The sequence below is a fragment of the Streptomyces sp. A0958 genome (assembly GCF_004795035.1).
In the GTDB taxonomy this organism is placed as follows: Bacteria; Actinomycetota; Actinomycetes; order Streptomycetales; family Streptomycetaceae; genus Streptomyces.
Map to the genome: position 1 here is coordinate 122,309 of NZ_SSBK01000013.1, position 20,224 is coordinate 142,532.

At 69.2% G+C, this 20,224-nt stretch carries 20 protein-coding genes; 11 read left to right on the forward strand and 9 right to left on the reverse strand.

Annotation, left to right across the window (positions count from 1 at the left end; translation table 11 throughout):
* Positions 1-14 precede the first annotated feature (14 nt).
* A complete protein-coding gene (locus tag E6P78_RS15875; RefSeq protein ID WP_136204238.1) occupies positions 15-455 on the reverse strand; it encodes a hypothetical protein in 441 nt (146 codons plus the stop codon).
* On the reverse strand, positions 449-907 hold the full coding sequence (locus E6P78_RS15880) for an ATP-binding protein (RefSeq protein ID WP_136204239.1): 459 nt from the start codon (positions 905-907) through the stop codon (positions 449-451). The genes E6P78_RS15875 and E6P78_RS15880 overlap by 7 nt, the downstream gene beginning before the upstream one ends.
* Positions 908-1,112: 205 nt before the next feature.
* Between E6P78_RS15880 and E6P78_RS15885 the strand changes: the two genes are divergently transcribed.
* The 3 genes from E6P78_RS15885 to E6P78_RS15895 are packed head-to-tail and all read left to right on the forward strand — an operon-like array spanning position 1,113 to position 2,708.
* Positions 1,113-1,973: a helix-turn-helix transcriptional regulator gene (locus tag E6P78_RS15885; protein ID WP_136204240.1), complete on the forward strand. Its 861-nt coding sequence runs from the start codon at positions 1,113-1,115 to the stop codon at positions 1,971-1,973.
* Positions 1,973-2,209, forward strand: a complete 237-nt coding sequence (locus tag E6P78_RS15890) for a DUF397 domain-containing protein (protein WP_136204241.1) — start codon at positions 1,973-1,975, stop codon at positions 2,207-2,209. The genes E6P78_RS15885 and E6P78_RS15890 overlap by 1 nt, the downstream gene beginning before the upstream one ends.
* Before the next feature lie 43 nt (positions 2,210-2,252).
* On the forward strand, positions 2,253-2,708 hold the full coding sequence (locus E6P78_RS15895) for a YchJ family metal-binding protein (RefSeq protein ID WP_136204242.1): 456 nt from the start codon (positions 2,253-2,255) through the stop codon (positions 2,706-2,708).
* A gap of 17 nt (positions 2,709-2,725) precedes the next feature.
* On the opposite strand, the gene E6P78_RS15900 is transcribed toward E6P78_RS15895, so the two are convergent.
* The 6 genes from E6P78_RS15900 to E6P78_RS15925 form a co-directional block, all read right to left on the reverse strand.
* Positions 2,726-4,798 carry an MDR family MFS transporter gene (locus E6P78_RS15900; protein ID WP_136204243.1) on the reverse strand — a complete coding sequence of 691 codons (2,073 nt, stop codon included), beginning with the start codon at positions 4,796-4,798 and terminating at the stop codon, positions 2,726-2,728.
* Positions 4,799-4,853: 55 nt separating this feature from the next.
* On the reverse strand, positions 4,854-5,681 hold the full coding sequence (locus E6P78_RS15905) for a hypothetical protein (RefSeq protein ID WP_136204244.1): 828 nt from the start codon (positions 5,679-5,681) through the stop codon (positions 4,854-4,856).
* Positions 5,682-5,765: 84 nt separating this feature from the next.
* Positions 5,766-6,980 carry an acyl-CoA dehydrogenase family protein gene (locus tag E6P78_RS15910; protein WP_136204245.1) on the reverse strand — a complete coding sequence of 405 codons (1,215 nt, stop codon included), beginning with the start codon at positions 6,978-6,980 and terminating at the stop codon, positions 5,766-5,768.
* 4 nt (positions 6,981-6,984) lie between these two features.
* Positions 6,985-7,458 carry an SCP2 sterol-binding domain-containing protein gene (locus tag E6P78_RS15915; protein WP_136204246.1) on the reverse strand — a complete coding sequence of 158 codons (474 nt, stop codon included), beginning with the start codon at positions 7,456-7,458 and terminating at the stop codon, positions 6,985-6,987.
* A 132-nt stretch (positions 7,459-7,590) separates the two neighbouring features.
* A complete protein-coding gene (locus E6P78_RS15920; RefSeq protein WP_136204247.1) occupies positions 7,591-7,854 on the reverse strand; it encodes a hypothetical protein in 264 nt (87 codons plus the stop codon).
* A gap of 214 nt (positions 7,855-8,068) precedes the next feature.
* Positions 8,069-9,283, reverse strand: coding sequence for a helix-turn-helix domain-containing protein (locus E6P78_RS15925; RefSeq protein ID WP_136204248.1), 1,215 nt, complete (start codon positions 9,281-9,283; stop codon positions 8,069-8,071).
* 748 nt (positions 9,284-10,031) lie between these two features.
* Here E6P78_RS15925 and E6P78_RS33415 point away from each other — a divergent pair.
* Positions 10,032-10,649, forward strand: a complete 618-nt coding sequence (locus tag E6P78_RS33415; RefSeq protein ID WP_240799225.1) for a hypothetical protein — start codon at positions 10,032-10,034, stop codon at positions 10,647-10,649.
* A 136-nt stretch (positions 10,650-10,785) separates the two neighbouring features.
* Positions 10,786-12,294: a DUF6801 domain-containing protein gene (locus E6P78_RS15940; RefSeq protein WP_136204250.1), complete on the forward strand. Its 1,509-nt coding sequence runs from the start codon at positions 10,786-10,788 to the stop codon at positions 12,292-12,294.
* Between the two features lie 86 nt (positions 12,295-12,380).
* On the opposite strand, the gene E6P78_RS15945 is transcribed toward E6P78_RS15940, so the two are convergent.
* Complete coding sequence (locus E6P78_RS15945; RefSeq protein ID WP_206307818.1) at positions 12,381-13,316, reverse strand: hypothetical protein; 936 nt, start codon at positions 13,314-13,316, stop codon at positions 12,381-12,383.
* A gap of 902 nt (positions 13,317-14,218) precedes the next feature.
* Here E6P78_RS15945 and E6P78_RS15950 point away from each other — a divergent pair.
* From E6P78_RS15950 to E6P78_RS15975, 6 genes are read left to right on the forward strand one after another with little or no spacing between them, the layout of a single operon-like run.
* Entirely contained in the window at positions 14,219-15,214 is a 996-nt protein-coding gene (locus E6P78_RS15950) for an ATP-binding cassette domain-containing protein (protein ID WP_136204251.1), read from the forward strand.
* On the forward strand, positions 15,211-16,065 hold the full coding sequence (locus E6P78_RS15955) for an ABC transporter permease (RefSeq protein ID WP_136204252.1): 855 nt from the start codon (positions 15,211-15,213) through the stop codon (positions 16,063-16,065). Before E6P78_RS15950 ends, E6P78_RS15955 begins: the two co-directional genes overlap by 4 nt.
* 3 nt (positions 16,066-16,068) lie before the next feature.
* Positions 16,069-16,872: an ABC transporter permease gene (locus E6P78_RS15960; protein WP_136204253.1), complete on the forward strand. Its 804-nt coding sequence runs from the start codon at positions 16,069-16,071 to the stop codon at positions 16,870-16,872.
* Entirely contained in the window at positions 16,872-18,179 is a 1,308-nt protein-coding gene (locus E6P78_RS15965; RefSeq protein WP_136204254.1) for an MCE family protein, read from the forward strand. Before E6P78_RS15960 ends, E6P78_RS15965 begins: the two co-directional genes overlap by 1 nt.
* Entirely contained in the window at positions 18,176-19,207 is a 1,032-nt protein-coding gene (locus E6P78_RS15970) for an MCE family protein (RefSeq protein ID WP_136204255.1), read from the forward strand. The genes E6P78_RS15965 and E6P78_RS15970 overlap by 4 nt, the downstream gene beginning before the upstream one ends.
* Positions 19,204-20,223, forward strand: a complete 1,020-nt coding sequence (locus E6P78_RS15975; RefSeq protein WP_136204256.1) for an MCE family protein — start codon at positions 19,204-19,206, stop codon at positions 20,221-20,223. Before E6P78_RS15970 ends, E6P78_RS15975 begins: the two co-directional genes overlap by 4 nt.
* Position 20,224 lies beyond the last annotated feature (1 nt).

The following is a 20,224-nucleotide window of genomic DNA, read 5'->3' on the forward strand; positions in this document are numbered from 1 at the left end:
GGCGGGGGCCCGGCTCAGGGGGCGGAGACGACCCGGGGCCCGGCCGCCTGCGTCCACGACGGTGTCACCCCGGTCACCTGGCAGACCATCAGGAACAGCGGGATCGGCGGGGTGTACGGCGTACGGCTGTCGGGCTGGTGGATCAGCCGGGGCCGCACGGCGGGCACGCAGGTCCCGCGTGCGTACGCCGCCTGCTCGGGCCAGTCCAGGTCGAGGTCGGAGCCGGCCGGGACGATCCACCACCAGCGCTCGGCGTCCGCGAAGACGCAGCCGGTGCGCGGCAGATGGGACATCAGCCGGAAGCCGTAACGGGCCGGCACCCCGACCGCGTCGCAGCCCAGACTCGCCGAAAGGGTCGCGGGCAGCGGCAGCTGGACCCGGCCGGTGCCGGGGGAGAGGCCGGGCTCGCGGGAGCGGCGGTGTCCGAGGAGGTGGTGCATGGCGTTCTTCAACATGAGTGCTCCGAGCCGTGCGGCAGTTCTGCCCAGACGATGCGTCCCGAGCCGTCCCCGGCGTCGTGCGACCCCCAGGCGCTCGACAGCGAGTCCACGAGCAGCAGGCCGCGTCCGTGCTCGTCGTCGGCGCCCCGGCCCAGTCGCGGTCCGCCGGGCTGGTGTCCCTGGTCCTGCACGGATACGCGCAGGCCGCCGGTGAGGTACCGCAGTTCGCACACGACCCGTGCGCTGGCGGTGTGGACCACCGCGTTGGTCACCAGCTCGGAGACGATCAGGACCGCGGCCTCACGCGCGTCGCCGCCCGTGCGCCACTCGTCGAGCCGGGCCTTCGTCAGGCGCCGGGCACCGGCGACCGATTCGGGGTGCGCGGGCAGCGCGAAGCAGTACCGGAGCGCTTCGGTCCCGGGGCTGAGTTCCCTGAGCCGGGGGATGAGCGCACTGCCAGGTGCCACGACCGAATCCTCACAGTGGGGGCTGCGTCACGCTTCGCGATCTTCGGTGAAGGCCGCGGGCATGACTGGTCAACTGGTTCGCAGACCAACTCTCCCCCTGTCGCGAACACTTGGCAAGGGGCACTCTGAAAATTCCAGAGTGGCTGTGTCTTTGACGGGAGACGCATGGCACACTGCACGAATACAGCGCATGGGGAGGTCTGAAGTGAGCGAACCGCGGTCCGCCCCGACCGTGGGCCAGGTCGTTCTCGGCAAGCGTCTGCAGGACCTGCGGGAGCGTGCCGGCATGGGCCGGGACCAGGCCGCCAAGGTGCTGCGCGTCGCCCCGGCGACGATACGCAGGATGGAGACCGCCGAGGTCGCGCTCAAGATCCCCTACGTGCAGGTCCTGCTGAAGGCCTACGGGATCTCGGACGAGGAGGCGGACTCCTTCGTCGAGCTCGCGGAGGAGGCCAACAGGCCGGGCTGGTGGCAGCGCTTCCACGACGTGCTGCCCGACTGGTTCAGCATGTACGTCAGCCTGGAGGGCGCCGCGAGCCTGCTGCGCATGTACGAGCCGCACTTCGTGCCCGGACTGCTCCAGACCGAGGACTACGCGCGCACGGTGATGCGCACCGGGGCGGTCGGCCAGACCAGGCCCGAGGACATCGAGCGCCATGTGGCGCTGCGGATGGAGCGGCAGTCCCTGCTGACCCGGCCGGACGCCCCGCGCCTGTGGGTGGTGATGGACGAGACCGTCCTGCGCCGTCCCGTGGGCAGCGTCGAGATCATGCGCGCCCAGGCGGACAAGCTGCTGGAAGCCACGGCGATGCCCAACGTGACCCTTCAGATCGCGGAGTTCTCCACCGGCCACCACCCGGGGACCTACGGCCCGTTCGTGCTCTTCCGGTTCGCCGTCCCGGAACTGCCCGACATGGTCTACAGCGAGTACCTGACCGGGGCCGTCTACTTCGACGCGCGCCCGGAGGTGGCCTCCTACCTCGAGGTCATGGACCGCATGGCGGCCCAGGCCGCGACTGCACAACGCACGAAGGAACTCCTCCGGGACTTCCGCAAGGAGCTGTGATGACACCCATATACAACGGCATGCCGGCCGCTGACCTCGGCTCCGAAGGCTGGTACAAGCCGTGGAGCGGCGGCAACGGGGGCAACTGCGTCGAGGCGATGAAGCTGGCCGACGGGAGAATCGCCATGCGCCAGTCCGCGGACCCCGACGGCCCGGCCCTGATCTACACGAACCGCGAGATCGCCGCCTTCATCCAGGGCGCCAAGGCCGGCCAGGCGGACTTCCTGCTGACCTGACCCGCACGGCGGGCCGGGTGCCCCCGCACGTCACAATGGACCCATGTCCCGACGCACCTCCCGCCCCCGGCGCCCGTCCGCCGCCGGCCCCCGCACCACCCCCGTCCCCCAGGTCACCGCGGCTTCGCCGTGCCCCTGCGGGCGGGCCGCCACCTACGCCGAGTGCTGCGGCCGGCTGCACGCGGGGGCCCCGGCGCCGACGTGCGAGGCGCTGATGCGTTCGCGCTACGCCGCCTTCGTCGTCCGGGACGCCGGGTATCTGCTGCGGACCTGGCACCCGGACCACCGGCCGGACGTCCTCGACCTCGACCCCGACCAGCGCTGGACGGGCCTGGAGGTCCTGGAGACGACCGAGGGCAGCGCCTTCCACACCACCGGCACCGTCACCTTCCGGGCCCACTACACGGCGGGCGGCCATCCCGGTTCTCTCCACGAGAAGAGCCGCTTCGTCCGGGTCGAGGGCGCCTGGGTCTACGAGTCCGCCGTCTTCGCCGACTGACGGACGCGGGGCGAGGGTCAGACGGGCGCGCCCGCCGGGGCCGGCGGGGACAGCTCCTGGGCCAGGTCCTCCGCCAGCAGCCGCTTGGCGATCACGTCGACCGCGGCGCGCAGCCGGGTGTCGTCCGGGCGCTCGCCGGCCTCGCCCAGCTGTTCGTGCAGCCAGCGGGCCCAGGCGTCCGTGATGGTCCTGGCCTCCCGGCTGCCGGCCGCGGTGTGCGTGAACAGATGGCCGTCCCCGGTGAGGAAGCCCTCCTCGATCATCCGGTCGAAGACCGGCACCAGGACCTCCGGCGGAATCCGGTGCCGGGCCGCGATCAGCCGGAGCCCCGCGTGTCCGACCATCCGCGTGAACAGCTCGACCTGCATCACCGCCCAGGCCCCCGCCATGTCGAGCCGGGTGTCCGACTCGGCCACGATCCGCCGCGCCGTCTCCGGGTCCACCCGCCCCAGGACCCTCGCCACCGAGAACTCCAGGAGCCGGGCCGAGTCCCCGGTGCTCGGCGAGGCGAAGCCCTCACCCATGTCGGTCGAGCCGGCCCGTACCGTGTCCCGCAGCTTGACCTGCTTGAGGAACAGCGCCACGACGAATCCGAGCAGCGCGATGGGCACCGTCCACAGGAACACCGTGTGCAGGGTGTCGGCGTACGCCTGGGCCAGCGGCGCCGACTGGGCCCCGGGCAGCGCGTGCAGCCCCTCCGGGCTCTGGGATGCCTTCGCCAGTTCGGCGGGGTCGCCGCCGGCCCGCGCGGCCCCGGCGATCCCGTCCTTGAGGTTGGGGCCGAGCGCGTTGGCGTAGATCGTCCCGAAGACGGCGGTGCCGAAGGAACTGCCGAGCGTACGGAAGAAGGTCACGCCCGAGGTCGCCGTGCCGAGGTCCGCGTAGTCGACCGTGTTCTGCACCGCGATCGTCAGGACCTGCATGGAGAGGCCGATGCCGATGCCGAGCACCACCATGTACAGCGACTCCAGCAGGACCCCGCTGTCCGGCCCCATCCGGGAGAGCAGATACAGGCCGGCGGCCATGACCAGCGAGCCGATGATGGGGAAGATCCGGTAGCGGCCGGTCTTGCTGACCACGTTGCCGCTGAAGATGGAGGCGGCGAGCAGACCGACGACCATCGGCAGGGTCCGGACGCCGGACAGGGTCGCCGAGTCGCCGTCCACGTACTGCAGATACGTCGGCAGGAAGATCATCGCGCCGAGCATCGCGAACCCGACGATGAAGCTGAGGATCGAGCAGACCGTGAAGACCGGGTTGCCGAACAGCCGCATCGGCAGCATCGGTTCCTTCGCGCGGAACTCGACGAGGCAGAAGACCGCGAGCGCCACCAGGCCGAGGACGAACAGGCCGATGATGACCGGCGACCCCCAGGCGTACTGGTTGCCGCCCCAGCTCGTCGCCAGGATCAGGGCGCTGGCCCCGATCGTGACCATCGCGATGCCCAGGTAGTCGATGACCGGGCGCCCGGCCGCCTTGACGGACGGGATCGTACGGGCCGCCGCGATGACCACCACGATCGCGATGGGCACATTGACGTAGAAGGCCCAGCGCCAGGTCAGATGGTCGGTGAAGAGCCCGCCGAGCAGCGGTCCGATGACGGTCGACACGCCGAAGACGGCACCGATCGCGCCCTGGTACTTGCCCCGGTCGCGCAGCGGGATCACGTCGGCGATCAACGCCATCGACGTGACCATCAGACCGCCGGCGCCGATGCCCTGGAGGCCGCGCCACACGATCAGCAGCGTCATGTTCGTCGCGAGACCGCAGAGGAACGAGCCGGTGATGAAGATGACGGCGGACAGCTGGAAGACGATCTTCCGCCCGAACAGGTCGCCGAACTTGCCGACCAGCACCGTCGCCACGGTCTCCGCGAGGAGATAGGCGGTGACCACCCACGACATATGTGCGGCGCCCCCGAGGTCCGAGACGATCGTGGGCAGCGCGGTGCCCACGATCGTCTGGTCCAGGGCTGCCAGCAGAATGCCCAGCACGATCGTGGCGAAGACGATGTTGCGGCGGCGGGGATCGAGCAGGGGCGGCGCCGCGGCACTCTGCACGGCGGGGGCGGTCTCGCTGGCAGTAGTCACCTTTGCACCCTCACATCGCGCTGTGGCACCCGCATGCGGGGAACGCCCGGACGTGTCAGCCGAGCAGGTCCCGCAGCGACGCCGTCATCCGGGCGGCGAAAGCCTCGCGTACGGGGGCGGCTACCCGGTCCAGCGAGAGATATGGATTGAGGTCCTCCAGTTCGACCAGCAGCAGGTCGCCGTCCGCCGTCCGGCAGGCGTCGACGCGCTGGATGCCGTGGTCGAGCGTGTTCCACTCCACGAACGACCGGGCGAACGCCAGATCCTGCGCGCTCGCGGCGTACGGCTCCAGCACCCACCGCCGCTCGGGGTGCGGGGCGTGCAGCGCGTACTGGAAGTCGTGGTCCACGAAGTAGAAGGACACCTCGTAACGGAAGTCGATCCGGGGCTGGATCAGCTGGGCGCCGTCCGCACCGGGCTCCGGTTCCGGAACCGTCACGAAGCGCAGCCCGACCGAGTCCGCGCCCAGCTTCGGCTTGACGACATAGCCCTCGGCCTGGGGCAGTAGCCCCAGGTCCGCTGCCCGGTCCACGGTGGGTATGACCGGGTACCCGGCCCGGCTCAGGTCGACGAGGTACTGCTTGCCCGCCATGTCCCCGCGGCCGGTCAGCGGGTTGTAGACCAGGGTGCCCAGCTCCACGGCCCGCGCGCGGAAAGCGTCGTACGCCTCCTGGTAGTGCAGCACCGGACCGCTGTTGCGTACGACGACGGCGTCGAACCCGTCGAGCAGCGCGGCGGCGTCGCGCGGATGGCACAGCGCGATGTCGAAGTCCTCGCGCAGCCGCGAGGTCAGGTGGATGTCCTCGTCGCAGTAGCGCCGGCCGCGTGCCTCGTAGGCGAGGTCGGTGACGAAGAGCACGGACGGGCGCGGGACGGCGGGCATGGCGTTTTCCCCTTGGGTGCGACGGCGGGCGGGCGCGCCCATCCTCGCGGTCCGGGCCGGACGCCCGCCCGCCGCCCCCGCCGCTCAGCGGATGTGGCGGCCCGAGATCGCCCGCGCGATGACCAGGCGCTGGATCTCGCTGGTCCCCTCGAAGATCGTGTAGATCTTGGCGTCCCGGTACATCCGCTCGACCGGATGCTCACGGCTGTACCCGGCGCCGCCGAGGATCTGGACGGCCTTCTCCGTCGCGGCCACCGCGAGTTCGCCCGCGCGCAGCTTGGACATCGAGCCCTGACCGGCGTCGAAGGTGCGGTCGTTGCGGGCCATCCAGGCGGCCTGCCAGATCAGCAGCCGTACGGCTTCGATCTCGGTACGCAGGTCGGCGAGGGCGAACGCGATCGACTGGTTCTCGATGATGGTCCGGCCGAACGCCTCGCGCTGTCCGGCGTACTCCAGCGCGTATTCGTACGCCGCCCGCGCGATGCCCAGCGCCTGGGCGCCGACGGTGGGGCGGCTGACCTCGAAGGTGGCCATCGCGGCCTGCCCCTTGGCGGTGCCGCCCTCGCGGGCGCGGGCGAGGCGGGCGTCCAGCTTCTCCTTTCCGCCGAGCAGGCAGTGCCCCGGCACCCGTACCTCGTCCAGGAAGACGTCCGCCGTGTGCGAGGCGCGCAGGCCGAGCTTCTTGATGGTGCGGCTCGCCGCAAGGCCCTTGGTGGCGGGCGGCACGATGAACGCGGCCTGCCCGCGCGCGCCGAGCGAGGGGTCGACCGAGGCGACGACCACATGGATCTCGGCGATCCCGCCGTTGGTGATCCACGCCTTCTGGCCGGAGATCACCCACTCGTCCTTCGCCTCGTCGTAGCGGGCCTTCGTGGTCATCGCGGAGACGTCGGAGCCGGCCTGCGGTTCGGAGACGCAGAACGCCGCCACCTTCGGGTCGTCCTCGTCGCCGTAGCACTGGGGCACCCACTCGGCGAGCTGGTCCGGGGTGCCGGAGGCGAAGATTCCGGCGACGGCGAGCGAGGTGCCGAACAGGGCCATGCCGATGCCGGCGTCGCCCCAGAACAGCTCCTCGTTGGCTATCTGGAGGGAGAGCCCCGACGGGTCGCCGTACATGTCGGCCAGTGACTCGAAGCCGTAGAGGCCGATCCGGGCGGCCTCCTGGATGACGGGCCAGGGCGTCTCCTCGCGGGCGTCCCACTCGGCGGCCGCCGGGCGCACCACCTGGGCGGCGAAGCCGTGCACCCAGTTGCGCAGGTCCTGCTGTTCCTCGGTGAGCGCGAGGGAGAAGTAGCTCATCGGCTCAGGCCTTCGGGATGTCGAAGTAGCGGGTCAGGCCCGAGGCCAGGCCGACGTCACCGGCCACCTTCAGCTTGCGCATCATGAACATCGTCACGGGGTTGGCGTTGCCGGAGACCAGCTTGAGGAACTCCGCGTCCGCCATGACCAGCGTCGTTCGCGGTTCGGCGCCGGAGCGGCCCTCGCTGACGGTGCAGGTGCCGTCCGCGATCGACGTCTCGTAGACCACGTCCGTGTCACCGGTGATCTTCCAGCGGATCAGCGCCGTGAGCCGGCCCGCCGCCTCCGGGCGGAACTGCTGCTTCATCCGGCCGAAGACCTCGCCGAGCACCCGGGTGCGCAGCTCGCCGTGCATGGCCTCGCCGAGCTGCTTGGCGGACAGGCCCTTCACGATCCGGGCGAACTCCGGCGGGGAGACGGCCGCGAAGTCTAGGGCGGCCAGTTCGTCGATGACACTGCCGGTGCTGTTGTCGGCCACGCCAGTTCCTTACTCTGAAGTAAACTTACTTTTGAGTAAGGTAAGGGCCCGGCGCCCCCTCCGCAAGGTGCGGCGGGACACTTCACGCGGGCGCGGCGGGGCGCTTCGCGAGGGTGTGGCGGGCTCGCGGGGTCACCAGGGGCTGCCGGGGCGCACCACCAGGCGGGGGTGGTGGGCCGCGAGCACCTTGTTGGCGCGGGCCAGCTCCGACAGGGCCTGCTCACGGTCGGCCTGGTCCTCGATGCCGAGCCGGGGCCCACGGAACCTGCGGACCTCGCGCGCGGCGCACGCGGCGTCGAACTCCGCCCGGAGGACGTGTACCGGGATGCAGGAGCCGATGAGTGCGGCGATGCGGTCCGGGATCGGGACCGGGACGAGCAAGTGCGAGGCGGTCATGGGGGATTCCCTCTCGATGGTGGCCAGGAGGTCGGGTGCCGGGCCGCCGGGTGGGCGGCCGACTCCTCTCCATATAACGGGACGCAGTTCCGGGTTTCTCGTTGAGAACGTCTCCGTGTGGCAACCGTTTGGGAATGACCGGCTATTTCCCCTTACCGGTAGGTAGGTTGACTTCGCGTGAGGTACTCGTCCGATCGAGGCCGCGTCGCGCTGTTCAGATGGGTGTGTCGTTGCTGCGGGCGCGCAGCTGCATGGCGCGGAGCACGGTCTCGGTCGAGAACCTGGCCTCGGGATCGACCAGTTGGTCACCGAAGATCGATTCCAGGTTGCGCATCCGGTAGCGGACGGTCTGGGGGTGTACGTCGAGCAGCTCGCCCATCTGGGCGGCGGTGCCGCGGGTGTCGAGCCAGATCCGCAGCGTCTCGATGAGCCGTTCACGCCGGTTGGCGCTGATGTTGGCCATCGGAGCGAGTTCGCGGCGCGCGAGCTGGTCGAGGAGGACCGGGTCGGAGAGCAGCCACAGGGTGATGAGGTGTTCCTCGCAGAGGATGGCCGGCGCGTCGTCTATGACGCCGGCGTCCACGAGTTCGAGCACCCGCCGAGCCCAGCGGATCGAGTCCGAAGCCAGGGACGCGGGGACGGTCAGGCCGATGGCCGTACGAGCACCCGGGAGCGCATGTTCGAGCATGCGTCTTCGCATGTCGTCGAAGGGCCCCGGGATCAGTAAGTGCGGCTGCGGGTCGCTGAAGTCCACGAGTATGTCCCGGTCGATCCCGAGCCGGTCGAGATCCGGAGTGGGACGCACCGCGACGAGGGTCACCTCGTCGGGCAGGGTCCAGCCGGTCTGCTCACTGAGCTCCGCGATGGCGACGCGGGGCACCGGCCGCCCGGCGAGGATCAGATGCAGCAGCCTGCGCCGCAGCGTGTCCGTGTGGTCGTCGGAGGCCGACCTGACCTCCAAGTACCCTTCGCGCGAGAGGGCTTCGAGCTCGTCGACGTACGAGAAGAGGGCGTCGGCGAAGGTCAGCATCATCGTGGGGGAGAGGTTGTAGCGCCTGCCGATCTTCTTCGCCCGGCGCAGCGCGACCCGCGCGCCCAGCCGGTACGCCCCCTGTAACTGGTCCAGGCTGCGACCCTCGTACGCCTCGAACCTGCCGAACCTGCGGCACATCTCGTCGCGCAGCGCGGAGGGGGCGGCGGGTTCGGCGACCTGGTCCACGAAGACGGAGATGCTCTGTTCCACGCCGACCCGGATGCCCTGGCCGTAGGGACCGTCCAGAAGCCGCGCGTACTCGGGGTAGGCGCGTGTGACCTCAAGGCCGATCTCCTTGATGAGGCTGGGGAGTTCGGGACGCACGATCGTGGCGAACTCCTGCGGCAGCGGTCCCAGTGGCTCTCCCAGCTCCGAGGGTTGTGCAACTCCCGGCATACCTTTGACCCCTTGCTCTCCGGCGCCCGATGGGGGGTGGACGGGCGGAAGAGCGCTCCCATCCGTCGTCAGGTGCGTACCGACATCGGCTGCCGAACATAGTCCAAGGCTGTGGCCCTGAACACAGGCAGGACAAGACGAAATGCAGGGGGCACGTATCGGCGGGCCGGGCCGCTGGTGCGGCGCTCGTGCCGGGATGGTGGCGCGCTCGTGGGTTGCTTGAGCGGGAATCGGAATCCCAATAACGCGACTTCGGTTCCGGCCCGTACTTCCCGACAATGTCGCGTGCGCTATTCACATTGAATTCCACTGTGCCGACGGGATGCACACGGGGTGCAGCGTGCGGGACGGGGGCACACGGGCCGCAAGCGCCGGGCGGTGTCGCGTCCCAGGGCTGTGACATGGGAAGTTGGGTGGATTCGAGAGGTCGGTCCGTCATCCGGTGAGCAAGGCCCGGCACCGCCGCACCGGGGAAACTGCTCACTTCTCGATAAAAAATCGGTACGCCGTACTCGCGGTGCAGCAAATTCTCCACAGAGAAGGCGGTTTACGGAGATTCTTTGTGCCGATGTGTTGCGGAGCAACATTACTCACCCGTAGCGTCATCGCCGAACGCAAGAGGTCGAGCAGTCGGTCAGGCCGGACTGCCGCATTCCTGTCCTGTGACCCCCCGCCCCGGGAGCACCGCTGACCCGGCCGGAAGCGGCCCCCGGTGTCGGTCACACACCCTCGAAGGGAACCGGATTCCGTGAACACCCTTGCACGTAGAGCCGCCATCGTCGTCACCTCCGTCAGCGCAGCCCTCGGGATGGCGGTGACCTCGGCTTCCGCCGGCACCACCTCCTCGTGGTCGGCGACCCCGTCCGGGGCGTACACCGCTCACGCGGCCTACCCCACGCTCGACGTCCCGTTCGCGAACCTGGAGTGTGACTCCTCCGACGTGTCCACGGGCACCGTCAACGCGAGCAGCGCCACCGGTGCCAACATGGCCACCATCGGCAACATCAGCTTCACCAACTGCACGGTCGGCGGGCTCGACTTCGACGTCACCATGACCGCGACGCCGTGGACGATCAACGTCACCGGTGTGAACTCCTCGAACGCCAACCGGGTCAACGGCAACGTCACCGGCATCTCCGCCCACATCGAGGGCTTCGCCTGCTCCGCCGACTTCACCGGCAAGGTCTACGGGTACTACGACAACAGCAGCGGTGACCTGGTCATCGACGGATCGGGCACCGAGCTGGTCGCGTCCAACGCCGACTGCCTCGGCCTGGTCAACGACGACGACGTGGCGTCGTTCAACGCCTCGTACCACGTGAAGGTGACCTCGACGGGCACCTCGCCGGTGATCAGCACGCCGTAGGGCCGCAGGAGCACACAGGTACGGGCCGACCGCGGGGTTTCTCCGCGGCGGTCCGGCCTTCTCGTTCGGGCGCCGCACTCCCGGTCGCCAACGCAGTTCGAACCACCGATCGCACCCCGTGGAGGACAGGCCCGATATGCACACCCAGATACCTGTGACCCGTGCGGGGCGGTCCGTGCGGGTCGCCTCCGTCGCCGGACTCGCCCTGCTCGCCGGGCTGTTGTCCGGGGGAGGCTCGGCCGCCGACGAGAGCCCTGGGCCCGTCAGCCTCGCGGCCGCCTGCGGACCCGAGGACAGCAGCACGGCGGCCGCGGCCACGGTCGGCGTGTCGGTGGACGTCCCGGCTACCGGCGAGGTGGGCCGCCCCGTACAGCCGGGGCCCGTGACCCTCACCCTCACGCTCTCGCGGGCGGATCTCGCCGGGCTGTTGCCGGAAGGCACCGAGGCCGTCGTGAGCCGGGCGGCGCTCAAGGTGAAGGTCGCCCAGAACGGCGAGTCGGCCGAGGCGCCCTGGGAGCTCACCGCTCCGAGCACTTCGCTTCCCGCTGACGGTGACGTAGCGCTCGTCCACTCCGGTGAGGTCCCTTACGTGACGTTCGGGTCCTCGGGCGATGTCGACTTCTCGGTCGGGGAGTTCACGGTCGAGCTGCTGTCCGCCACAGCGACGGCCGAGGAGACCGCACCGGCCCTCGCCACGCTGACCTGCCGGCTGAAGGAGGGGGAGAACGGGCATCTGGCGACCACGCACGTGACGGACGGTTCCGGCACCGAACCGTCCGGAACCCCCGAGACACCCACCACTCCGGCGGGCGGTTCCGGCCGGGTGAAGGGGAAGGACATCACGCTGGAACCGGCGGCCGCCGACGAGGAGGACACCGATTTCTGTCCTGTCGAGCCGCCGGTGGGTGAGATGGACGCGAGTGAGGCACCGCAGCCTCCGCCGGGCGATCTCGTCATCCCTACGGACCTCCCCACGGGAGGGACCTTCAGTTGCGCCTATGCACTGGGTCTGGCCAACGTGTACAAGCTGAACGGGGCCATGATCATCAACGATCCCGACAACCCGGCGCTCATCAGTGTCCTTGCGTCCAAGCGCACGGCGTCGCGATCGGCGCAGAAGCCGGGCGGGGCGTACCTCCGTATCGATTCGCTCGCCAACCTGGACCTTCCGGACGCCGAATCCACCTTCCTCACTTTCGGTTTCCAGCCGGTGACGGCGAAGGTCTCGTTCGAGAACGGCCCCATCACCATCTCGACGGGCAACTACGGTTCCGGCGCGAGTCGGGTGGCGTTCTCCACCGCCTACTTCAAGCAGTCGCTGCGCCTCCACGATGTCAAGGTCAACGGCACTCCGTTGGACGTGGGAAACAACTGCCGGACGTCGAAGCCGTTCAAGGTGACGCTGGACGGGGGAGCCGATTACACCAACGTTGCTCTGGGCGGCGTCCTGGAGGGCGAGGTCGACATCCCGCCCTTCACCGGCTGCGGTACGGGTGGTGAGGACCTGAATCCGCTTTTCACCGCCTCCATCTCGGGCCCCGGGAACCGGGTCTTCATGAACCAGGCCCCGACCTGCGTTCCGGCGAACCCGACCAGGTCGTACTGCCCGCCCCCGCTGCCCGAACTGCCCGGCTCGAAGTCCTGACCGAAGCCCTGCCCGACCGACGCACACCGAAGGGGCCACCTCCGCGAGGAGAGTGGCCCCTTCGGGGCTTCGGGGCCCGAGGGCGGTTACCGCGCCGCCGAGTGCCAGTACTGCGACAGCAGCTTGCCCGCGTCCGGGGCCGCGTCGCGGGGCTTGTTCATCGTCGCCACGTAGGTCTGGGCGTTGTCCAGCGAGACGTTGTTGTTGCCCGAGGCCGACGGCAGGCCCGTCTTCAGGTTGACCGCCCAGTTCAGCGCGCCCAGCAGGCCGCAGCCGTTGGTGCCGGGGACCGCGTAAGTCGTGTCGGTCTGGGTGGCGCCCAGGAGGTTGAGCCGGTTCATGGCGCCGGCCGTGTCCGGGGTTCCGTCGCCGGCGAACTTCTCGCTGCTGACGGCCGGCTGGGTCGAGTTCTGCGGACGCAGCAGGATCGGGTTCGAGGAGGAGCCGATGTAGCACTTGTCGCCGAGGAGCGGGTTCTCCAGGTGGATTCGGACCGGCAGGGTGACGATCGGCTTCCCGGTGGTCGTCCCCGCCACGAGCTGGAAGTCGGTCGGGGTGTTGACCGATTCGATGGTCGCCGTCACCCGGTTCAGGTTGACGTCGCTGAGCGTGTTGCAGACGCCGGTGATCACGGGAACGTTGCTGGGGCACATCAGGCCGAGCAGCCCGCCCGGTACCTTCGCGGAGTCCGCGACGAGCGCGCCGCCCGCCGGGGAGACCACGGTCGACAGGCCCCCCGGATGGGTGACGACGCCGACCTGGAGGTCGCTCGCGCCGACCGGCACCTCGGTGTTGCCCAGCTTGATAGCGCCGCTCGCCGAGTGGGACGACACGCAGATGGCGGTGTCCGAAACCCCGTCCGCCGCCAGCATGGCGGGGGCGTCCACCGGACAGCGGCTGAACGGCGCCCAGCTGCCGTTCAGCGTCGTGGCGGCCGTGGCCGAACCCATCGACGCGACGGCGGCGAATGCGGTGAAGGAGGCCAGCAGCCCCACACGTACCCGGTTCGAGCCAGTTCTCATGTCTTCCCCTTTTCCGATGGGAGGCGGCCGCCGTCGAGGCGGCCCGGTGAACCCGGAGGTGCTCGGTGCGCAGCGGAATTGAGCACGGAATGCGGAATGCGGGTGCCGGGATCGCGACGGACCGTGCCGAGGCGAAATCCCATTCACCGAGCCGTGAGGTTACTGGCGGGAAACACCGGGGCACAATCCCGCCGTATGAGAATCTATGGGCGGGGCGGTCATCTCTTCCGTGGGTGAGTACGAGATCCGGCCTTCTTGTCACATCGTGCGTACGCCCTCGCGGCCCCCGTGGCGTCGGCAGCCGCCGCCGTATGCGGAACCTCCTCTCCCACTTGTGTATTCGAGCCGGTCCCGAGCACTTCTCGATGGCCCAGGGGCGGTTCCTGCGCCCGCCTGCCGACGGCGGAACTTATCACCGGGCGACAGTTTTTCCGGCCTCCTTGCTCAATCGGTGCGAAAGGGTGGACGGCTTCGTGCTCTCGCGCGAAAACTTGATGACCTGGTATTGCGGGGCAGGTTACTCGGCCGTAACGTCGCCTCCGTCAGCAACTCGTCCGGCGCGCCCGGAGATTGCTCACCCGTCGGGAGGCGGCTCAGGCACATCCCCAGTGCCCGGGTCGCCGGTCCAGGAGGGCGTCGCCCCAGGAATCTTCACACCGGCGGCGCTTTTCCTCCGGAACCCCGTGGCGCAGGCCCCTCTGGGCCGCGGGGTTCCGGCCTGCACCGACGGATGAGAGTGCGCAGTTGTTCACAAGATCGGGACCGGAATTTGTCACCGGATGACAAGCGGGCCGGATCTTTGCGAATCGGCTGTTCAAGGGCTTGTCCTGGCGGTGCAGGTGAACTTAACGTGCGCCCCTTGGTGCACTTCTGTCACTTCGTGAGCGCATGCAGGAGGTGGGATGGGAATCGAAGTAGTGGTCGAAGGCCTCACCAAGTCTTTCGGCAAGCAGAACATCTGGCAGGATGTATCGCTCACGCTTCCCGCAGGCGAGGTCAGTGTCATGCTCGGCCCGTCCGGTACGGGAAAGACGGTGTTCCTCAAATCCATCATCGGCCTGCTCAAACCTGAACGCGGCCGCGTTCTCGTCAATGGCGTCGACATGGTGAACGGCTCCGAGCGGGACATCATGGAGACGCGCAAGCTCTTCGGCCTCATGTTCCAGGACGGCGCCCTTTTCGGGTCGATGTCACTTTTCGACAACATCGCCTTCCCGCTCCGGGAGCACACCCGCAAGAAGGAATCCGAGATCCGCCGCATCGTCATGGAGCGAATCGAAGTGGTGGGCCTCCTCGGCGCCGAGAACAAGCTCCCCGGCGAGATATCCGGCGGCATGCGCAAGCGGGCCGGCCTCGCCCGGGCCCTCGTCCTGGACCCGCAGATCATCCTCTGCGACGAACCCGACTCCGGTCTCGACCCGGTCCGCACCGCCTACATCTCCCAGCTCCTCGTCGACCTGAACGCCCAGATCGACGCGACGATGCTCATCGTCACCCACAACCTCGACATCGCCTCCACCGTGCCGGACAACATGGGGATGCTGTTCTGCCGTAACCTCGTCACCTTCGGGCCGCGCGAGGTGCTGCTCACCAGCGACCTGCCCGTCGTCAACCAGTTCCTCGCCGGCCGCTGCGAGGGGCCCATCGGCATGTCCGAGGAGAAGGACGCCGCCACCCTCGCAGCCGAGGAGCGACACGGCTACGGCCAGGGCATCAGCTCCGCCAACGCCCCGCGCACCGTCGTCCCGCAACTGGAGCCCTCGCCCGGCCTGCCGGTGCGCCAGGGCGCCCTGCGCCGCCGGGAGCGGGTCATGTCGATGATGGGGCAGCTGCCGGAGGCGGCCCGTACCGCCATCCTCAACAGCTACAGCCCGGCCGCGGGCGGTGGACGCCTGTGACCGCCCCGATGCCCGTACGGCCCCCCGAGCAGCCGGTGGACCAGGTCCCGGAGCCGGAGAAGGTGCCCGAGGCCCCGCGCCCCAGCAAGCTGACCGCCCCGCTGCGCGAGACCGGACGGCTGTTCGCCCTGGCCGGGACCGTGAGCCGGGAGACCTTCCGGCGGCCCTTCCAGGTAAGGGAGTTCATCGAGCAGTTCTGGTTCGTCGCCAGCGTCACGATCCTGCCCGCCGCCCTCGTCTCCATCCCGTTCGGCGCGGTCATCGCCCTCCAGGTCGGCTCGCTGACCCAGCAGCTCGGCGCCCAGTCCTTCACCGGCGGCGCCAGCGTCCTCGCCGTCATCCAGCAGGCCAGCCCGATCATCGTGGCCCTGCTGGTCTCCGGGGCGGCGGGCTCCGCCATCTGCGCCGACCTCGGCTCGCGCAAGATCCGCGAGGAGCTGGACGCGATGGAGGTCATGGGCGTCTCGCCCGTACAGCGCCTCGTCGTCCCGCGCGTCCTGGCCACCATGCTCGTCGCCGTCCTGCTCAACGGCCTCGTCTCGGTCGTCGGCACCCTCGGCGGCTACTTCTTCAACGTGATCCTGCAGCACGGCACCCCGGGCGCCTACCTCTCCAGCTTCTCCGCCCTCGCCCAGCTGCCCGACCTCTACGTCAGCGAGATCAAGGCGCTCATCTTCGGCTTCATCGCCGGCATCGTCGCCGCCTACCGCGGCCTCAACCCGCGCGGCGGCCCGAAGGGAGTGGGCGACGCGGTCAACCAGTCCGTCGTCATCACCTTCATGCTGCTGTTCTTCGTGAACATGGTCCTCACGGCGATCTACCTCCAGATCGTCCCCGCGAAGGGGAGCTGACCCATGTCGATGCTCGGCTGGCTGGACAGATCCGGCGACCAGCTCACCTTCTACGTACGGGCCCTGCTCTGGATACCCCGCACGCTGCGCCGCTACCTCAAGGAGGTGCAGCGCCTGCTCGCCGAGGTCGCCTTCGGCAGCGGCGGCCTCGGGGTCGTCGGCGGCACCATCGGCGTCATGATCGCGATGACCCTGGCCACCGGCACGGTCGTCGGCCTCCAGGGATACGCGGCCCTCAACCAGATCGGCACCGCCGCCTTCACCGGCTTCATCTCCGCGTACTTCAACACCCGCGAGATCGCCCCGCTCGTCGCCGGCCTCGCCCTCTCCGCGACCGTCGGGGCGGGCTTCACCGCACAGCTCGGCGCCATGCGCATCAACGAGGAGGTCGACGGACTGGAGTCGATGGGCGTGCGCTCCATGCCCTACCTCGTCACCACCCGCATCATCGCCGGCGTGGTCGCCATCATCCCGCTCTACGCGATCGGGCTGCTCTCCTCGTACGTCGCCTCCCGCTACGTCACCGTCCTGTTCAACGGCCAGTCGGCGGGCACCTACGACCACTACTTCAATCTCTTCCTGTCCCCTGCGGACGTGCTCCTGTCGGTGCTCAAGGTGCTGATCTTCAGCGTGATGGTGATCCTCGCGCACTGCTACTACGGCTTCCACGCCACCGGCGGCCCCGCCGGGGTCGGTGTGGCCGTCGGCCGGTCGGTGCGCAACGCGATCGTGCTGATCAGCGTCACCGACTTCTTCCTCTCGCTCGCCATCTGGGGCGCCACGACGACGGTGAAGGTGGCCGGCTGATGAGTTCCCGCGCCACCAGGACCACCGGCCGCAGAACCGCCGGAGTCGCCTTCTTCCTCGTGCCCGCCGTCCTCATCTGGGTGTCGGTCTCGGTGTACGAGAAGGACTTCACCCACGACGCGACCGTCACCGTACGCACGTCGAGCGTGGGAAACGAGATGCACGACAACGCCGACGTGAAGCTGCGCGGGGTCGTCGTCGGCCAGGTCCGCGACATCGCGGCCGACGGCGACGGAGCCCGGCTCACCCTCGCGATCAAACCGGACAAGCTGGACCGCATCCCGGCCGACGTCACCGCCCAGATGCTCCCCACCACGCTCTTCGGCGAACGGTTCGTCGCCCTCGTACCGCCCGCCGTGCCCTCGGCGAAGACCCTCGGCGCCGGTGACGTCATCCCGCAGGACCGCTCCAGCAACGCCATCGAGCTGGAAGAGGTCCTGGACAACGTCCTGCCCCTGCTGACCGCCGTGAAGCCGGAAAAACTCTCCGCCACCCTCAACGCGGTCTCCCAGGCACTCCAGGGCCGGGGCGAGAAGCTCGGCGACACCCTCGTCAAGCTCGACGCCCACCTGCAGAAGTTCAACCCCCAACTGCCCACGCTCAACGAGGACATCAAGGAACTCGTCAAGGTGAGCCGGCTCTACGCGGACTCCGCCCCCGACGTCCTGGACGCCCTCACCGACTTCACCACCACCAGTGGCACCCTCGCCGAAGAGCAGGCCGACCTCGCCGACCTGTACGGCTCCACCACCGCATCCGCCCGCGACCTCACCGCCTTCTTCCAGCGGAACAAGGACAACCTCATCCGGCTCGCCGCCACAGGCCGGCCCACCCTGGAGACCCTCGCCAAGTACTCCTCGGAGTTCCCCTGCACACTGCGCACCGTCGCCGGATTCATACCGGCCATGGACAAGGCGCTCGGCAAGGGCACCGACCAGCCGGGACTGCACGTCACGCTCAAGACAGTGCCGTCCAAGGGGAAGTACGTGGCGGGCAAGGACACCCCGGTCTACAACGACACCGGCGGACCGCACTGCTACTCCATCCCCTACGTCGGCCGGACCGTGCCGACCGCCGACGCCAGGACCGCCGCGGACACCCGCACCGCGGCTGACCCGGAGACGGCCACCCCGGTGGAGGTCCCGGCGGCGGACGCGTCGCTCGGCATGCCCAACTCCCCGCAGGAAAGCCGGCTCGTCAACGAGCTGGTCGCTCCCTCACTGGAAGTCCGGCCGCAGGCCCTGCCCGAGTGGAGCAGCGTGCTCATCGGCCCGGCCTTCCGCGGCGTGGAGGTGAAGCTCAAGTGAAGCGCCGCTCCATCGCGGGACCGCTCGCGAAATCGATCGTCTTCATCGTGGTGACGAGCCTGGCCACCACGGTTCTCGCCCTGTCCATCGCCAACACCGGTGTGGGCGACACCCGTTCGTACCGTGCCCGGTTCACCGACGCGACCGGCCTCATCGTCGGGGACAGCGTCCGGATCGCCGGCGTCAAGGTCGGCCAGGTCGAATCCGTCAAGGTCGCCGACCGGCGAGTGGCCGAGGTCGGCTTCAGCGTCCGCAAGGGCCGCAAGCTGCCGGCGTCGGTGACCGCGTCGATCAAGTACCTCAACATGGTCGGCCAGCGCTACATCGACCTGGACCAGGGCGCGGGGCCCGTCGGTGAGAGCTTCGCCCCGGGCGCCACCATCCCGCTCTCGCGCACCACCCCGGCGCTCGACCTGACCCAGCTCTTCAACGGCTTCCAGCCGCTCTTCGAAGGGCTCTCCCCGCCCGACGTCAACCAGCTCGCCGGCTCCATCGTCCAGGTGCTCCAGGGCGAGGGCGGCACCGTCGACAGCATCCTCCAGCACGTCGGCTCGCTGACCGGCACAGTCGCAGCCAAGGACAAGGTGATCGGCGAGGTGATCAAGAACCTCAACACGGTCCTGAAGACGGTCAACGACCGGGAGGCCGGCTTCAACGACCTCGTCGACACCCTCCAGGAACTCGTCACCGGCTTCGCGGGCGACCGCAAGCCGCTCGGTGAGGCCGTCACAGCGATGGGCGCGCTCACCACGGTCACCGCGGACCTCTTCGAGGACGGCCGGGGACCCCTCAAGGACGACATCAAGGAACTCGGCCGGCTCTCCGGAAACCTGGCCGACAACTCTCCGAAGATCGTCAACTTCCTGGAGAAGACCCCGGCCAAGATGGAGGCCATCAGCCGCCTCACCTCGTACGGCTCCTGGCTCAACCTCTACCTCTGCGAGGCCAGGGTCAGCGGCGTCACGACCAGCGACGGCAGCACCCCGCCGACCGGCATCGAGATCACCCAGCCGAGGTGCCTGTCATGAGGATCAAGCCGATACGTCACCGCAACCCCGTCGCCGTCGGCATCGTGGGACTGCTCCTGCTGGCCCTCATCGGGTTCGGGGCCTACCGCGCCGACTCGCTCCCCTTCATCGGCGGCGGCACCACCTACCGCGCCGACTTCACCGAGTCCGCCGGCCTCAGCGAGGGCGACGAGGTACGCATCGCCGGAGTGAAGGTCGGCAAGGTCACCGGGGTCTCCCTCGACGGGGCCAAGGTGAAGGTCACCTTCAAGGTCAAGGACGCCTGGATCGGCAACGCCAGCACCGTCGGCATCGCCATCAAGACGCTCCTCGGCGAGAAGTACCTGGCCGTCGACCCGCTCGGCGACTCGGCGCAGGACCCGGACGAGCGCATCACCGCGTCGCGCACCACCTCCCCGTACGACGTCACCCAGGCGTTCAACGGACTGGGCGAGACCATCGGGGAGATCGACACCGAACAGCTCGCCAAGAGCTTCGAGACGATCTCCGCCACCTTCAAGGACTCCCCGCCCGACGTGAAGAGCGCCGCCGAGGGACTGTCCGCCCTGTCGAAGACCGTCTCCGAACGCGACGCCCAGCTGGCGACCCTGCTCAAGGGCAGCAAGCAGCTCACCAAGACCCTCGCCAACAAGAAGAGCGGCTTCGAAACCCTCCTGGAGGACGGCAACCTGCTCCTCGGCGAGATCCAGGCCCGCCGCGACTCCATCCACCTGCTGCTCACCGGCACCCGCGATCTGGGCACCCAGCTCACCGGGCTCGTCGCCGACAACAACAAGCAGCTGAAGCCGACCCTCAAGGCGCTCGGCCGGGTCACGGCGGTGCTGCAGAAGAACCGCAAGAGCCTCGACCAGGTGCTCTCGCTCGCCGGCTCCTACAACCGGCTCGTCGGCAACACCCTCGGCAACGGCCGCTGGTTCGACAACTACGTCTGCGGTGTCGTCCCGAAGAACTACCTGCCTGCGAACACACCACCGGCGACCGGATGCATGCCTCCCAAGCAGGAAGGCGGGCACTGAG

Coding starts and splice junctions, on each gene's coding strand:
- E6P78_RS15875 (WP_136204238.1), bottom strand. CDS start 455: ATGTTGAAGAACGCCATGCACCACCTCCTCGGACACCGCCGCTCCCGC.
- E6P78_RS15890 (WP_136204241.1), top strand. CDS start 1,973: ATGACACCCATATACAACGGCATGCCGGCCGCTGACCTCGGCTCCGAA.
- E6P78_RS15895 (WP_136204242.1), top strand. CDS start 2,253: ATGTCCCGACGCACCTCCCGCCCCCGGCGCCCGTCCGCCGCCGGCCCC.
- E6P78_RS15905 (WP_136204244.1), bottom strand. CDS start 5,681: ATGCCCGCCGTCCCGCGCCCGTCCGTGCTCTTCGTCACCGACCTCGCC.
- E6P78_RS15910 (WP_136204245.1), bottom strand. CDS start 6,980: ATGAGCTACTTCTCCCTCGCGCTCACCGAGGAACAGCAGGACCTGCGC.
- E6P78_RS15920 (WP_136204247.1), bottom strand. CDS start 7,854: ATGACCGCCTCGCACTTGCTCGTCCCGGTCCCGATCCCGGACCGCATC.
- E6P78_RS15925 (WP_136204248.1), bottom strand. CDS start 9,283: ATGCCGGGAGTTGCACAACCCTCGGAGCTGGGAGAGCCACTGGGACCG.
- E6P78_RS15940 (WP_136204250.1), top strand. CDS start 10,786: ATGCACACCCAGATACCTGTGACCCGTGCGGGGCGGTCCGTGCGGGTC.
- E6P78_RS15945 (WP_206307818.1), bottom strand. CDS start 13,316: ATGAGAACTGGCTCGAACCGGGTACGTGTGGGGCTGCTGGCCTCCTTC.
- E6P78_RS15950 (WP_136204251.1), top strand. CDS start 14,219: ATGGGAATCGAAGTAGTGGTCGAAGGCCTCACCAAGTCTTTCGGCAAG.
- E6P78_RS15960 (WP_136204253.1), top strand. CDS start 16,069: ATGTCGATGCTCGGCTGGCTGGACAGATCCGGCGACCAGCTCACCTTC.
- E6P78_RS15965 (WP_136204254.1), top strand. CDS start 16,872: ATGAGTTCCCGCGCCACCAGGACCACCGGCCGCAGAACCGCCGGAGTC.
- E6P78_RS15975 (WP_136204256.1), top strand. CDS start 19,204: ATGAGGATCAAGCCGATACGTCACCGCAACCCCGTCGCCGTCGGCATC.